This window comes from Pseudalkalibacillus sp. A8 (assembly GCF_045920555.1).
Classification (GTDB): domain Bacteria; phylum Bacillota; class Bacilli; order Bacillales; family Fictibacillaceae; genus Pseudalkalibacillus.
In genome coordinates, this window is the sequence record NZ_CP174509.1 from 4,187,096 (window position 1) to 4,202,641 (window position 15,546).

General features: G+C 40.9%; 16 protein-coding genes. 1 reads left to right on the forward strand and 15 read right to left on the reverse strand.

Annotated features, from left to right (window positions below; translation table 11 throughout):
• Positions 1–54: 54 nt before the first annotated feature.
• The 6 genes from tnpA to ACJROX_RS21480 all read right to left on the reverse strand — a co-directional run bounded on the left by tnpA (position 55) and on the right by ACJROX_RS21480 (position 4,336).
• The gene (gene tnpA / locus ACJROX_RS21455; protein ID WP_408007240.1) at positions 55–507 is read right to left on the reverse strand and encodes an IS200/IS605 family transposase; all 453 of its coding nucleotides are present in this window, start codon (positions 505–507) and stop codon (positions 55–57) included.
• A 175-nt stretch (positions 508–682) separates the two neighbouring features.
• Positions 683–1,693 carry a catabolite control protein A gene (gene ccpA / locus ACJROX_RS21460; protein WP_408007241.1) on the reverse strand — a complete coding sequence of 337 codons (1,011 nt, stop codon included), beginning with the start codon at positions 1,691–1,693 and terminating at the stop codon, positions 683–685.
• Positions 1,694–1,808: 115 nt separating this feature from the next.
• On the reverse strand, positions 1,809–2,885 hold the full coding sequence (locus tag ACJROX_RS21465) for a bifunctional 3-deoxy-7-phosphoheptulonate synthase/chorismate mutase (RefSeq protein WP_408007242.1): 1,077 nt from the start codon (positions 2,883–2,885) through the stop codon (positions 1,809–1,811).
• A 108-nt stretch (positions 2,886–2,993) separates the two neighbouring features.
• Positions 2,994–3,323, reverse strand: coding sequence for a bacillithiol system redox-active protein YtxJ (gene ytxJ, locus ACJROX_RS21470; RefSeq protein ID WP_408007243.1), 330 nt, complete (start codon positions 3,321–3,323; stop codon positions 2,994–2,996).
• Between the two features lie 93 nt (positions 3,324–3,416).
• A complete protein-coding gene (locus tag ACJROX_RS21475) occupies positions 3,417–3,881 on the reverse strand; it encodes a YtxH domain-containing protein (RefSeq protein ID WP_408007244.1) in 465 nt (154 codons plus the stop codon).
• Positions 3,882–3,895: 14 nt separating this feature from the next.
• A complete protein-coding gene (locus ACJROX_RS21480; protein ID WP_408007245.1) occupies positions 3,896–4,336 on the reverse strand; it encodes a DUF948 domain-containing protein in 441 nt (146 codons plus the stop codon).
• A 558-nt stretch (positions 4,337–4,894) separates the two neighbouring features.
• Here ACJROX_RS21480 and ACJROX_RS21485 point away from each other — a divergent pair.
• Positions 4,895–6,010, forward strand: a complete 1,116-nt coding sequence (locus tag ACJROX_RS21485) for an aminopeptidase (protein ID WP_408007246.1) — start codon at positions 4,895–4,897, stop codon at positions 6,008–6,010.
• Positions 6,011–6,310: 300 nt separating this feature from the next.
• Here ACJROX_RS21485 and murC read toward each other — a convergent pair whose 3' ends face one another.
• From murC to ACJROX_RS21530, 9 genes are all read right to left on the reverse strand, one after another.
• Positions 6,311–7,612 carry a UDP-N-acetylmuramate--L-alanine ligase gene (gene murC / locus ACJROX_RS21490; protein ID WP_408007247.1) on the reverse strand — a complete coding sequence of 434 codons (1,302 nt, stop codon included), beginning with the start codon at positions 7,610–7,612 and terminating at the stop codon, positions 6,311–6,313.
• Positions 7,613–7,770: 158 nt separating this feature from the next.
• A complete protein-coding gene (locus tag ACJROX_RS21495) occupies positions 7,771–8,868 on the reverse strand; it encodes a nicotinate phosphoribosyltransferase (protein ID WP_408011725.1) in 1,098 nt (365 codons plus the stop codon).
• Between the two features lie 156 nt (positions 8,869–9,024).
• Positions 9,025–11,535, reverse strand: coding sequence for a DNA translocase FtsK (locus tag ACJROX_RS21500; RefSeq protein WP_408007248.1), 2,511 nt, complete (start codon positions 11,533–11,535; stop codon positions 9,025–9,027).
• A gap of 200 nt (positions 11,536–11,735) precedes the next feature.
• The gene (gene ytpR, locus ACJROX_RS21505; protein WP_408011726.1) at positions 11,736–12,347 is read right to left on the reverse strand and encodes a YtpR family tRNA-binding protein; all 612 of its coding nucleotides are present in this window, start codon (positions 12,345–12,347) and stop codon (positions 11,736–11,738) included.
• 28 nt (positions 12,348–12,375) lie between these two features.
• Positions 12,376–13,176, reverse strand: coding sequence for a DUF1444 domain-containing protein (locus tag ACJROX_RS21510; RefSeq protein WP_408007249.1), 801 nt, complete (start codon positions 13,174–13,176; stop codon positions 12,376–12,378).
• A 206-nt stretch (positions 13,177–13,382) separates the two neighbouring features.
• Positions 13,383–13,580 carry a hypothetical protein gene (locus ACJROX_RS21515; protein WP_408007250.1) on the reverse strand — a complete coding sequence of 66 codons (198 nt, stop codon included), beginning with the start codon at positions 13,578–13,580 and terminating at the stop codon, positions 13,383–13,385.
• A 45-nt stretch (positions 13,581–13,625) separates the two neighbouring features.
• Positions 13,626–14,048, reverse strand: coding sequence for a preQ(1) synthase (gene queF, locus ACJROX_RS21520; RefSeq protein ID WP_408007251.1), 423 nt, complete (start codon positions 14,046–14,048; stop codon positions 13,626–13,628).
• A gap of 82 nt (positions 14,049–14,130) precedes the next feature.
• Entirely contained in the window at positions 14,131–14,445 is a 315-nt protein-coding gene (locus ACJROX_RS21525) for a thioredoxin family protein (RefSeq protein ID WP_408007252.1), read from the reverse strand.
• Positions 14,446–14,462: 17 nt separating this feature from the next.
• A complete protein-coding gene (locus ACJROX_RS21530; protein ID WP_408007253.1) occupies positions 14,463–15,473 on the reverse strand; it encodes a PTS transporter subunit IIC in 1,011 nt (336 codons plus the stop codon).
• Positions 15,474–15,546: the final 73 nt, after the last annotated feature.

The window sequence follows — 15,546 nt, forward strand, 5'->3', positions numbered from 1 at the left end:
AACAAACCCCTAAAGGGGCCTTTTGAATTGACCGTCAACCGTTTATCTCTCTACCTATTTCTTGAATGGGTCTACATATTCTCGTTTAGTCATGTTGTCCCGCAAACGGTCTTCAGCTTCTTGTTCTCGAATATATTTCGCTACTGTTTTTTGATTGAGTCCAACTGTACTCACATAGTATCTTTTAGCCCAAAACGTCCGATTTCCATGATTATATTTGAGGTTTGCATGTCGGTCATGTATCATCAAAGAGCTTTTTCCTTTTAAGCATCCCATGAAGTAAGATACTGACATTTTGGGTGGTATTCTGACCAACATGTGTATATGGTCTGGCATTGCATGAGCTTCAATGATCTCAACATCTTTCATATCGCATAATCTTCTTAGAATCGCACCAATGTCTTTTCTCAATTTCCCAAATATGATCTTCCTTCTATACTTTGGGATAAACACAATGTGATACTTACAATTCCATCGGGTATGTGATAAACTGTTGTCGCTCGACATGAGCAGATCTCCTCTCGTTAATTGAAATTGGTTTGACGGCCAGTTTCTATTATAATGAGAGGAGATTTTTCTGTTACAACCCTTAAAGGTTAATTTTCACACGGGCATAGCCTGTGGTTTAAAAAGATTTAATAAAAAGCATGCGTTTCAGTAGAACCGCATGCTTTTCTTTGTCCTATTCTAATGTAGAATCTCTGAGTTGAATTCTGTGTGGGAGGATGACGGTTCGATCTTCCACCTTTTCATTGTTCATGAATTTCGTCAATAATCTCATCGCTACGGCCCCGATATCGTACATCGGCTGGACTACTGTAGTCAGGGTTGGACGAACCATTGAGGCCAGACGTGTATTATCAAAGCCGATCACTTCCATATCCTTTGGAATGTTCAATCCATTATCTTGAGCACCGTGGATGACCCCTAGAGCCATTTCATCTGTACCGACAAAAACTGCACTAGGCCTGTCTTCTAAACTGATGAATTTTTCAGCGGCTTCTAATCCTGAATCATAGGTGTAATCACCAACGTGGACATGGTCCTCAATAAGTGAAAGGCCTGATTCCTCCAACGCTCTTCTATATCCTATAAATTTATACTCACCATTGATCGGATCTTCAAGTGGTCCAGATACCATTGCAATTTTTTCATTTCCTCTTTCAACCAACAGCTTGATAGCATCATAAACCGCTTCCTGATAATCGATATTCACGGTTGGAATCTCATTATCAGAGGAGACTGTAGCGGCTAGCACGATCGGAACCGGAGAACGTTTGAACTCCTCAACATGTTCCTCTGTAATCGTACCACCCATGAAGACGATGCCGTCAACTTGTTTTCCTAATAAAGTATTGAGTAGATGTATTTCTTTTTCTTTGTTTTGGTCTGAGTTACAAAGAATGATATTGTAATTGTACATCGTAGCAATGTCTTCGATTCCTCTTGCTAATTCTGCGAAGAAGATGCTAGAAATATCCGGGATGATAACCCCGACAGTTGTCGTTTTTTTACTAGCTAAACCCCGAGCTACCGCATTTGGACGATACCCTAGGTTTTCAATTGCATCCAACACTTTTTTACGAGTTGCAGGTTTGACGTTTGGATTCCCGTTGACAACACGTGAAACGGTTGCCATTGATACTCCGGCTTCTCTTGCAACATCATAAATCGTAATATTACTGTTATTCATAACGGCCTCCTTTTGCACGTAATTGTATCCAAACGGATTGTTAGTATTATTCTTCCTAATAATAATACTTTTTACTCTAATTGCTAATATTGTACAACATTAATTCACTAAACGGTCAAATCAATTTGGGATTCGTCTCTTTTAAAGCGGAAGCGAATTCATTGAATTGATGGAGGTCCATTTGCTGGGCCGAATCCGATAGTGCCACTGCAGGATCTGGATGGACTTCAGCCATGATGCCATCTGCACCGATCGCTAAGGCTGCTTTTGCAACTGGAAGCAGAATATCCCTCCTGCCAGTTGAATGAGTCACATCTACGAGTACCGGCAAGTGGGTTTCTTGTTTGAGAATCGGTACTGCAGAAATATCCAGTGTATTCCTTGTAGCCTTTTCATAAGTCCGGATACCCCGTTCACATAAAATGATATTGCCATTCCCTTTTGACATGATGTATTCTGCTGCATTCATAAATTCAGATATCGTTGCTGCCAATCCGCGTTTCAATAAAACGGGCTTAGAGGTCCTTCCTGCTTCCTTCAAAAGCTCGAAATTATGCATGTTCCGAGCACCGATTTGAATGACATCAATATATTCAAGAGCCTCTTCAAGATCCGCTGGGTTCACGATTTCACTGACTACTGCAAGATTGTGCTTCCTTGCAACCTTATTCAAGATTTTAAGCCCTTCCATTCCAAGTCCTTGGAAGTCATAAGGGGAAGTACGCGGCTTGAACGCTCCGCCTCTCAGAAGTTTGATTCCATGTTTCTTGACGGCTGCCGCTACAGCATCCACTTGTTCATAGGATTCAACGGCACAAGGTCCAGCAACAATCCTCTGCTGTCCGTCCCCTATTTTTTCGCCCATCACATCTACAATTGAATTTTCAGGTTGATTTTTTCTTGAAACCAGGAGTGTTTGGCTATGATCATCCTCTTGAAGCTCAAGAGCCGCTTTGAAAATCTGTTTGAAAATATGTTGTAATGTTGAAGTTTCAAACGGTCCCAGATTATGTTCAGCGATTTTATCTAACATATTTCTTTCTCGGACAGGATCAAATCGATTAACGCCTTGTTTCTTTTTAACATGCCCGATATCTTGTACAATTTCAGCACGTTTATTCATCAACTCTACTAACTGTAGATTGATTAGATCAATTTGATCTCTTAAATAATCCAATTCTTGATTGCTCATCATTTCACTTCCTACTGCATGTATATAACTAAAATGTATACCTCTTAGTTTAGTCTAATGATCAGTTTCCGTCTAGCATAGTGTATTTTTGACACCGTTTCTCCCAGTTCATGAAACATGTTTCTTCGCCTGATCCATTAAAGCACTATAAGTAATGCTCCAGTGGGTGTCATGGTAAAGAACTTTATTATTAGAAAACATGAAGATCTGAGGTGATTCGTGTTTTATATTGAATTCATCCGCAATTTGGTTGGATAGAGGTCTAGATTCCTGTACATTCAGAAAGTAAAAAGGCATGTCAGGATGATCTTCTGCAAATTTCTCTGCTTCTTCATATGCAGATTGACTGATCGGGCATGTCGTACTGTTCTTTAAGAAGTAGAAAGGATTGGCAGTATCTATCGATTTAAATTCTTCCCAGGAATGGATTTTATTCATAGTGGTGATACCTCTCTTTAATATAAAAATTAAGGGGCTGACCCCCAAGTGTCTGACACTTTGTTGTCGGGTCAACCCCTCTCCAAAATCGAATTATTTATTTGTTGAGCTTGGGTGTTTTTCTTCATAGTTTGTCTCAATGTCGTTCAATTGGCTGTTCGGTGTTTGCATAGCATCTTCTATTGCATCTGCTTTGCCTTCGTTGTATTCCTCTTCAAGCTGCGTCATCTCGTTATCTTTGTTTCTCCATTTGTTGATGTTATCACGGGCAGAAGTCGAGATTTCCCTTACTTTGTTTGCTGCCTGAGAAGTTTGGTTGCTTACGTTTTGTGCCAAAGTAGAAGACTTCTCTCTAGCCATTGTAGCAACCTCCGTACTCTTGCCCTTCAATTGAGTAGCTTGATCATTCAGGTCCGTACGTAATTCTTTACCGGATTTAGGTGCAAGTAGAAGAGCCGTAGTAGCACCGACGATTCCACCGATCAAAGATCCGATGAGAAAATCCTTCGTGTCAATTGTTGAAGATTGGTTTTGAACATTTTTGTCTGTCGTTTGCATATGAACATCCTCCTCTATTTTGGTTCTGTCGTTCTACCATATTTTTTAGTTCTTAATTGCCATTTTTCCCAAACATCTAAAGCCGCATTACTCCATTGCACCACCTGAGAAACTGTATCCGACCTTCGTTCCCCTTCTCTTGCAATACGAGTAGACACGTTTTTAACAGAATGACTCACATTTGATAGACTGTCTCCAATTTCTCGTACACCATGGAATACGGAGTTCAAAGATTCAGACTTATGCTGGATATCGTCTGCTAAACGGTTGGTTTTATGTAACAAATCCGTTGTTTCTCTCGATACTCCATCTAGTTGGTTTTCTAATCCGTCCAACGTTTTTGCAACATTCGTCAAAGTTTGTTGAAGGGATTTCAATGTCTTAGAAATAAAAACGACTAACACTGTAAACGCTACTGCAATTAAAGCTACACTTAAATACAAGATTATTTCCATATCGCATACCACCTCCTGTTTAGTATTACATTTCCCAATACACGTATTCATTAAACTTTAGCCTTGTTATATTTTAATTTTGATTTCTAATAGAAAATGCTATTAGCTGAATTCGCTCCCTTTCCGCGGGTGATCCGCAAGCCTCCTAACTTGCACATGGATGTCAACACAAAAATGAAATCATTTTCGTGTCTGCGATGAGAATTCTTAGAAGCTTCTGGCTTCGACGTTCACCACAAGACCACGGACTTACATTCCATCCTTGTAGTTTTGCGCCGAGTAACCGCAGGCGCAGGACGTGGTGGTATTTAGTCGAAGTTCATTATTATACTCGAAGATCCTTTTATAGCGTGGGTCTCGCCTGGCGCGATTTCCCGCAGGAATGTCGCGAATTTCGCAAAAATCAACAATCAAGTATAACAGAGCCTAAACTTTAAACCTTTTTATCAAATTCGCTGTCTAGAATCAACAATCCTCCTATCTTTTTTCTAATCTTAAAATAAAGTACAATAGTAGGTGGGAAATAACAAATTCTATAAAAAGGAGAGGCAATTTCAGATGAGAGATCCAAGAATACAGGCTTTGGCGAACAACATCATTACATACTCGGTAGATCTTCAGCCAGGCGAAAAAGTATTGATTGAAAATACGGGTTATCAACAGGAACTCGTCAATGCCCTGGTAGAAGAAGCTTATAAAGCGGGAGGCTTCCCTTTTGTAACCATCAAGGATGAAACAACTCAACGCGCTTTGCTTATGGAAGCAAAAGAAGAGCAGTTAGAATTGCAAGGCAAATTTGAAGAAACGATTATGAAGGAAATGGATGCTTATGTTGCGATCCGCTCTGGCGATAACATTTCAGAACTTTCTGATGTTCCTTCTGAAAAAATGGCGCTGTATCAAAGGAAAGTTTACAAGTCTGTCCATCATGGACTCAGAATCCCGAAAACCAAGTGGTGTGTACTCCGTTACCCGACACCATCCATGTCCCAGCTTGCTGATATGAGTACATACGCGTTTGAAAACCTGTTCTTCAATGTATGTAACCTCGACTACAGCAAAATGCTTGAAGCGATGGGACCGCTTGAAGAGCTGATGAACCGTACAGATCGGGTACATATCAAGGGACCAGGAACAGACCTGACTTTTTCCATTAAAAATATCCCATCTGTCACATCTGCTGGCCATAAAAACTTGCCTGATGGTGAAGTATACACTGCACCAGTCCGTGACTCTGTGAATGGAACAATTACATTCAACTCTCCGTCCCCATATCAAGGGTTCGTCTTCCACAATGTCAGTTTCACATTCAAAGGCGGGAAGATCATCGACGCTAGATCAAATGATACAGAACGATTGAACAAGATTCTTGATACAGACGATGGTGCACGTTATATTGGTGAGTTCGCAATCGGGGTAAACCCATATATCCAAACACCAATGCAGGATATTCTTTTTGACGAGAAGATTGATGGAAGCTTCCACTTTACACCAGGCCAATGCTATAAGGAAGCGTTCAACGGGAATGACTCTAATATCCACTGGGATCTGGTGAACATCCAACGTCCTGATTATGGTGGGGGAGAAATCTATTTCGACGGCGTCCTTGTCAGAAAAGACGGCCGTTTCGTATTACCAGAACTTGAACCGCTCAATCCAGAGAATTTGAAGTGAAAGGATAAGGGCTGAATCTGATCGATCAAAATTCGCCCTTTTTTATATTGATGTTTTTAAACTTTGAGTAAGTCGTTTTGATGGTCTCATCACCCTTCTATAAGTACCTCGTTTTCCGTTTTTCTCATTTTCAGGGTGTCAAAGCCCTCCTTTGAGTACCCCGTTTTCTGTTTTTCTCATTTTCAGGCCCTTGATTCATATTTTTTCATACCAGATAACGCCTTTACGTTTATCCCAAATCTTTTAAAACAAGAAAAGCGACCTCAAAAGACTGGATTTCCGTCTCTTAGGTCGCTTTCCTTATGAAGCTAATTGACTTTCATATGCTCTTTGATATTTTTGTATGTCACCTGCACCCATGAATAGGAGTACACTATTGGCATGCTGTGATAAAAGATCGATTGTATCTTCCCCTATGATATTTGAATTCGGTATCCGTTCTTGCAGGTTTTCAATCTTCAAATCACCTGAGTTTTCCCTTGCAGAACCGAATATATCACACAGATACACTGCGTCAGCCTGATTCAAGCTATCCGCAAATTCAGTCAAGAACGTCTGAGTCCTTGTGTACGTATGTGGTTGGAAGATCGCAACTACTTCTTTGTCAGGATATTTCTGTTTTGCAGATTCGATTGTAGCTTTGATTTCCGTTGGGTGATGGGCATAATCATCAATCAGAACCTGTTGACCGATCTTCTTTTCTGTAAACCGTCTTTTCACACCTTTAAAAGTAGCAAGCTGCTCTTTCAAAATATTGACATTCACTTGTTCATAGTGGCAAAGGGCGATAACAGACAAGGCATTAAGTACATGGTGTGTCCCATATCCTGGAATCGAGAAAGTTTCATAATATGAATTCCTTACAAACACATCAAATGTGGTTCCTTTCTCATTTACCTGGATATTCCCTGCTTGGAAATCGTTGTTTTCATTCATGCCATAGAACATGACGGGTACTTTAGCTTGCATTTGTTGTAAATATGGATCATCCCCGCAGGCAATGATTCCTTTCTGAACCTGCAGTGCCATCGATTGGAATGCATCGAATACATCATTTACATCTTTAAAATAGTCTGGATGATCAAAATCTATATTTGTCATGATCGCATAAGATGGTTCATATGAAAGAAAGTGGCGTCGATATTCACATGCTTCAAAAACGAAGTACTCACTATCTTCTTTACCCCTTCCAGATCCATCACCGATCAAATACGACGTAGGTTTTGCTGCTCCTAAAACATGTGCTAACAACCCGGTCGTAGAAGTTTTACCATGTGAACCGGTAACCGCCACACTGATGAATTTCTTGATGAACTCACCGAGAAAGTGGTGATAACGGTAAACAGGAACTCCTAATTCAGTTGCTTTAGCTACTTCTTCATGGTCATTCGGAAATGCATTACCTGCAATAACCACTTGGTCGGATTTTACGTTATCCGCTCCAAACGGTAACACTGGGATATCTCGTTCTTCTAATGCTTGTTGGGTAAAGATGTATTGTTCAATGTCAGATCCTTGGATGTCATACTTCATGTCATGAAGAATCTGTGCCAATGGACTCATACCAGTCCCTTTAATCCCAACAAAATGATAAGTTGTCATAAAACGAACCTCCAACTAATCTGGAATCGTTACTAATTTTCTATCGTTATTATATGCCTAAACCAGTTAAATGGGGCTAGTTCCCCTCTTAGGCATAAAACCCATTTTAACATTATATCAAAAACATACTCTTTAGACCAATATATCATTATATTAGCCTATTCTACTTTCTCAAGTCTTGGATTCGGACGGTGCTTACGTCCTTTCTTTGCTTCCCTTTTTCCATTTAATAAAACATTGTCCCCAGTAAAACCGATGTGGATCTTCAATAAAGAACTTCCTACACCATAAATGTCCACCGGTACTTGACGTTCTTCGAATTCCCTTATACGATCCTCAGTGAATCCACCGCTTACAACGATTTTCACATGGTGGAATCTTTCCTCATCCAAAGCTTTTCTCAATGCGAAAATCAATTCAGGATTGACACCCCTTGGGTCAAATGTCCCAAGCTCATCTTGATTTCTCCAGAAATATTGATCTACCAGTGTCCTGGAAGTATCAATACGTACACCCTTCAATAGGCTGCCGAACTCTCTAGCCACTTTCAAAGAATCCGTGACGACATCATTATTATAATCAACCAATGTAATCAATTCGTCCTCGGGATACTGTTCATGGTAAGCATGGGTAGCTGCTACCACGTCTCCTTCGAATAACTGTATGAGCGCATGCGGCATTGTACCCATTCCGCGTTTCCCCCACCATTCATTCATTGCGTGTGTCGCTTGCGCTGTTGAACCTCCGATGTAAGCAGCATAACCATCACCAGCTTGCTGTGTAAAGTGATCATCTCGGTCACCCATGAAAATGACCGGCTTTTGAACCCCTGATGTGCTGCTCGCTTTAACCACGTTATACACATTCGTAGACACTGAAGTTCTTCTGGCAAGCATTCCGTCAATAAGCCCTTCCAGGAACCCGAAATTTTGGTAAGGGCCTTCTATCGTCAAGACGGTTTCATATGGTTCGATTTTGTCACCGTCTTTAAGTGAGTAGATCTCTAAATCTTCCGGATTTTTTGCAAATGTCTTGATCAATGCAATTGCTTCGTCCGTTCCACAGAGTACTGCATGCTTCTTCTGGAAGAACTGCATTTTCACAATATTATCCGATCGCTGTGCTTCCGCGATTTCACATGTTTTCAAGAAGTATACAGCCGAAAACCATCCTTCAGCGACACGTTCATCGAACTTGAAGGTGTTGTTCGTCAGTCTTTTGATTTTTCCTTGCATTTTCAATTCGATTTCTTTCATATCCATACGATTGCACCTATTCCTTTATGTACTTCCAATACCTATAAGATAACCATTAGTTTATCATATAAAACGACTACCAGTAACTCAAGACTATCTTGAATCCGGAAAGATTGCTGATAAAATCATGTTACCGGTAGTCTTTTTGGATTAGAATCACTTACTAACTTGATCATAAAATTCTTGCTTTGATACTAATACATTACGCGGTTTACTTCCCATCGCTTCTGAAACGATGCCGCGAGACTCCATCATATCGACTAACCTGGCTGCTCGATTATAACCGATACGGAACCTTCTCTGTAAGGCGGAAGAAGAAGCAGCACCTTGCTCAAACACAAATTCGCACGCCTCATCAAATAACTCATCATTTTGTTCAAAAGCCATCGTATTTTGTACCAGTTCTTCTTTTTCAAATAAATAATCTGGCTCCCGTTGGCCTTTGACATGCTCAGTGATCCGCTCGATTTCCTCATCAGATACAAAATTCCCCTGTACTCGGACAGGTTTCGATACACCATTGCCAAGAAAGAGCATATCTCCTTTTCCGAGCAGCTTATCTGCACCATTTGTATCGATGATCGTTCTTGAGTCCACGGATGAAGATACAGAGAATGCGATCCGTGTCGGGATGTTCGCTTTGATCAGTCCGGTTATGACATCGACGGAAGGCCTCTGAGTTGCTAATAGTAGATGGATTCCACAAGCGCGGGCTTTTTGTGCGATCCGGCAAATCGAATCTTCCACTTCTTGTGGGGAGACCATCATAAGGTCTGCCAACTCATCAATGACTACGACTACATATGGGAGTTTTTGATCAGGCTCCCCTTTTTCTTTCACTAGTTTGTTGAAGCGTTCCATATCCCTTACACCGGTTTTCGCAAACAATTCGTATCGACGTTCCATTTCATCGACTGCCCACTTCAGACCTAGCGTCGCTTCCTTTGCATCCGTTATGACTGGCGTTACCAGGTGAGGTAAGTGATTGTACGGTGCAAGCTCAACCATTTTAGGGTCGATCAACATCAATCTTACGTCGTCTGGATGTGCCTTATATAAAATACTGATCAGCAACGAATTGATGCATACACTTTTACCGGATCCAGTAGCACCAGCAATTAATCCATGCGGCATTTTCTGGAGATCCGTCACGACCGGATTCCCTGATATATCAAGTCCCAATGCTACAGAAAGCGGGGATGAGCTTTTTGCAAAATTAGGATGAGCGATAATTTCCCGGAGAGTCACCGATTTGCTAACTTTATTCGGTACCTCGATTCCGATTGCATTCCTGCCAGGGATTGGTGCCTCCATCCTTATATCCTTCGCTGCAAGGCTCAACTTGATATCATCAGAAAGATTCGTAATCTTATTCACTTTTACGCCCGGTGCAGGCTGAACTTCAATCCTTGTTACTGAAGGACCTTTCGTCGCTCCAACGACAGTCGCTTTCACATTGAAGTTATGAAGAGTAGACTGCAATAATTTAATTTGATCATTTAGCCACGTTTCATCATCATCATTAATCTCCTGAATTTCACGATCTAACAGACTCGCAGATGGAAATATATATTCGCTACTTACTGCTTGTTCAGGTTTTATGGAACTGAAATCAGAATCCTTTTCCTTTGGAGGAGTTCTCCTTGATTGTCTATCGCGCTGCAACATCATAACATTGAATGGTATCGGGCTCTTCTTCTTTTCTTGTATCTCCGACCGTTCCATCTGGAGATTTGAATCTTCAAATCCATTTTCATTGTTTTCCGGAGTTTCCTGTGTACTATTCGTTTTATTGTCATATGTATGGATTGATTCAGTGTGATTTGTTAATTCTTCTGGTTCTCCGACTGACTCTTCATTACTTTCTTGTTGTATATCTGTTTCATTGAAAGTAATGTGAGCTGGTTCCATTACTTCTTCTGCTGCAAGATTGGTTTGTTCTTCTGTGCTTTCAGACTGCCATTCTGATTCCTCAGCTTGTTCATTGTCCGATTTTGATTCTTGCTTGAAATCCCAACCTAGAATTGGTGTTGCTTGCTTTTCTGATTCAATAGGATCAGTTTCATTTAAAAATCGGGCTTGTCTCATTTCAGAAATCACCTGAAATGCTTCATAACCTGGTTCATGCATTGATTCTGTATTTTGTTTTTTACTAGAAATGCTGCCGGCACTTTCCGGGCCAATTTCCGGTGGAAATATTTCAGGTCGGCTTCCAAATCCATAAATTGGAGAAGGAATTTCAGTAGGTTTAAAATTTTCTCCAGTAAACTTTGGTCTCTCTCCCGCTTGTTTAACCCTGCTATCGCTTCGTCTATGGCTATGCTGCCTTTTTTCCTTTCGTTGTTGTTCGGCCTCATTATTATTCAATTGTTTCTCTAGTTGATCTTGCGACTTTACTCTCTCGTTTCTATTCAGACCATTATAGGAATCCTTCCTATCCTTTTCGTCGGGTATGACTGGAAAACGGAAATTGCCATCTTTAGGATATTGGTGTCTCATTTTAGGTTCAAACGAGCCCTTAGCCGTTGTGATTCGGCCGACTGACTTCCCTATCCTTTTAAATTCAGAAGTTGTTTTGGAAGCTCTCCTTTTGTCCGGCTTATCTCCCTCAATGTCTTCTTCCTCATCGAATATCAAATCCATCATTTTTTTCAACCATTTAGACATTTTATACATTCACCTTTTTTAAAAATTTCTTTTATATTCCTAAATAATTCGAGCTTAAAAGGTACTATAAGATTATTCCCTCATCTATTAAAGGGGGATCGTCAAGAATAAAACATATTCCTTATCCTTCTTCCTTAAAAAAGGTAAATAAGTAGTAGAAAACAACCAGGAGGAATTCTGGTTGCTCTCTGCTTTATTTACTAGTTTTGCCTGAAAAAATCTTCGCCAACTTGATAGTCCCCGCTTAATACGAGTATCCCTTTTTCTTGGGGTGCGTCTGGAAGATCCAATTCTTTGGCCGAACAAATCATACCAGAGGATTGGACACCGCGAAGTTCAGCATCTTTAATCAGCATACCACTAGGCATTACAGCACCGACACGTGCTACAACCACCTTCTGATCCTTATTAACATTAGGCGCTCCGCATACGATCTGCAAGACTTCATCACCGATGTTCACTTTACAAATGCTCAGCTTATCTGCATCAGGATGCTTTTCTTTTGAATCCACATGCCCGACAATGAAATCAGGACGTGCATCATATTCAATCGTTTCTTCTACACCATTCTTCCTTAAAAACTGGTTGATTTCATTGACAAGTGTTTCAGTTACTTCGATTTTCCCATCTCCAGAAAGTGCAAAGTGGTGAGAGGCATTAAAAATATTATAGCCAAGTGTACGGCCGTTATTTTTATCAAATAATCTTATTACTTCCCCATTTTTATTATAATCGCGTTCTGAAACTGTACCTGCATCTACAGAAACGAGTAATACATCCCCAACTCCATTTTGATTATAATGTACATTCACCATTCGGGTTTTCCCCTTTCATCAATATCTATTCGGATTTTTCCGGCTTCGTTTTTGCGAGTATGAATATTGGTTCAAATTCTCCATTTTCATAAAGGAAAGGTAATGCAGTAACAGGGACTCTTCCATTTGAAAAGAAATGCATGGACATTTGACCGAGAATATCGTATCCCTGTTCATTTTTGATATCGGCAAAAATCAGCACATCTTGATGCGGAACAGTCACAGCTAGCGTCCCATCCACTTTTTTCTGCATGCTGTCAAGGAGTTGTTGATTCAAGATACGGCTTGCATCATATCCATCATTGTGATTGATGAAGTAGAATGTATTTCCTGCTACTTGGTCTTCCTTCATTGAACAATCAAGTGACCGTAGGTTGAACCTTCCGATTTCTCTCAGTTGTTGCAAATTCCATCCTTCACCTTCAAGCATTTTTTCTGTCAACAATCGATATGAATTCCCCAGATCTTGTGCATAAAAAATCCGGGTTTCAGCTGTGTGCTCTTCAAACACCAGCGGCTCTCCATTATGTTCAGTCGGGAAAGATGTCGATCGGATCACTGGAAATATCGCTTTCTGATTCCCGTCTAACGATTGATTTTGATTCATGACTGAAAATAGTTCATCAACGTGATAGATGATTTCGTCGATCGCATCATCTTTACGCTCTTCGTATTTTGCTGTCAATCCAGGAAGCGACAGTGTAATCCCTTTACCTGTTCCCTTTTCCTCAATTCGCAATGTTTTTTCCTTTGCATTGTAGATGAACGAACGATCATCGGTACCTAATTTCTTCTCAAGTATACGTTTCAATTCAATTGGTTCCATCCGACATCCTCCTTTCTAGGCGGAATCCTCGCTCTTTTTAGTATTATTTTTGGTTAATAGAATTTTTTTAAGCGAAATTCCCGACACTCCTGCGGGAAAAGCGGGCCAGGCGAGACCCCACAGCTTGGATGCAGAGTGGTGTTGTCCAGCTCCAACGCCCAACCACTCGGATCACTTCAGACCTCCTGCGGCGGCAACACATTGATTCACATCTTATGTGTAAGCCCACGCAGAACCGAACTTTGTTTGGTTCGAGCCTCCTCGTCGGACTTCCAGTGACCTTCGTGGCTGATCAGGCGTTTAAACTTTTCTTTAGCCCGCGTAAAGGGAGTGAATTTTGCAAAATCAACTAATCCTTTTTGAAAAACAGAAAAAGGGATTGACCAAAGCGAAGTGTCAGGCACTTATGGATCAACCCCCTGGGTTACACTTAGGGCTCGACCCCAGAGTTATTTGTTATCTTTTTTATATTCTGCTACGACTTCAGTTCCTAATCCACCACGTGCATTCCAGATCGCAGTTATTTTCATTTCTTTTGGATCAAGTAATTGTACAAGATCATCAAGAATACGATTTGTAGCATGCTCCTGATAGATTCCAACATTTCGGTAAGAAGTGAGGTAATACTTCAAGGATTTCATTTCTACGAGTTTTTCATTCGGAATATAGCTAATGTGAAACTCTGCGAAATCCGGAAGTCCAGACCAAGGACAAACAGATGTGAATTCTGTTGTCGGGATCGTCACTAAAGTATCCTTCCCTACATATTCATATGGAATGGTTTCTAGTATATCTACAAGGATGACATCCTCATTTTCTATATCGAACCGAATACCTGCGTATTTACTGTGGTCAACCTCTACTTTTGCCACAACGTTCACCCTTTCTAAATGACAATTAAGACATGAATCTCTAATAGTAAATTGTAACACCAGAAAGGGGAAAAGTCACTTTTTATCCGATGGATTGGAGGAAATCCTCAATTTGCTCTTTGGATTTACGTTGCTTGTCCACATAGCGGCCGACCTCTTTTCCATTTCGATAGGCAAGAAAACTCGGAATCCCGAAAATATCTAGCTCCTGGCATAATTCAATATGTTCATCACGGTCTACATAAAAATAATCAAACTCATCATACTCTTCCTCTATCTCTCGCATAATCGGTTGTACAATCACACAATCAGGACACCAGACAGCAGAAAACATGATGATTGCATTATCAGATTGTATGGCAGCATTCCAGTCATCGTTTGTTTTGATTGTTTTCAATTAAATAACCTCCAATGTTAATACTCGATTTTCATATCTCCATCTTGGATGATCCCTTTTTTTCTCATCCATTCTGATATTACAAGAGAGATGACGGCTGGTCCAATAAAGTGCAAGAACAAAACAATGAGTAAAGTTTCAAAAGTAAAGCCCATCGTACGGAAGGTCATGATCTGGCCAACAAACCCACTTGTCCCCATACCCGCACCTTCAGCAATATTGGATGTTACCCATACTACCGTTCCGAATGGTGCCAGGACCATTCCAGCAATTGTGGGCGGAATAAGGATAGCTGGCTTTTTAACAATGTTTGCAACCTGCAGCATAGAGGTTCCGATACCTTGAGCGATCCATCCTCCCCATCCATTCTCCCGGAAGCTTGCTGTCGCAAAACCGATCATTTGAGCAGCACAACCTATTGTTGCTGCTCCTGCTGCAAGTCCATCGAGACCAAGCATGATCGCAATCGCCGCGCTGGATATCGGAGCTGTCAAGGCTAGTCCCATCAAGGTGGCGACAAGGATTCCCATTACAAGAGGTCTTTGTTCTGTCGCCCACATGATGAGATCTCCAAAGTTTTGCATGGCACTGGATATTTGAGGTCCGATGAACTTGGCTACGAGATAACCGATGGTCACAGTCACAAATGGGGTGACAATGATGTCCACTTTCGTTTCCTTCGAGACCATTTTTCCAAACTCTACTGCAAATAGGGCTGCCACATAACTTCCTGCCGGACCTCCCCCTAAGGCACTCCCAGCAGCCCCTGCAATAACAGTTGAAAATAAAACAAGTGGAGGGGCATTCAGACCGTATGCAATTGCAACCCCGATTGCAGGTCCCATCAAACTCATCGTCAAACTCCCCATCTCCATGAAGAACGAGGAACCAGATAACTCACCCGCTGTTTGTAAAATAAGTCCGATGATCAGAGAGGAGAAGAGTCCTAATGCCATATAGCTAAGCGCTGTCACAAAATACGTATGTAATGATAGAGATACCCCTTTTTTCCTTAAAAATGATTTCAAAAGACTTACCTCCGTTTTTTTTTTGAATCCTGGCTTTTGATCGACAGGTTTCTTTAATGCTTGTGTTTACAAA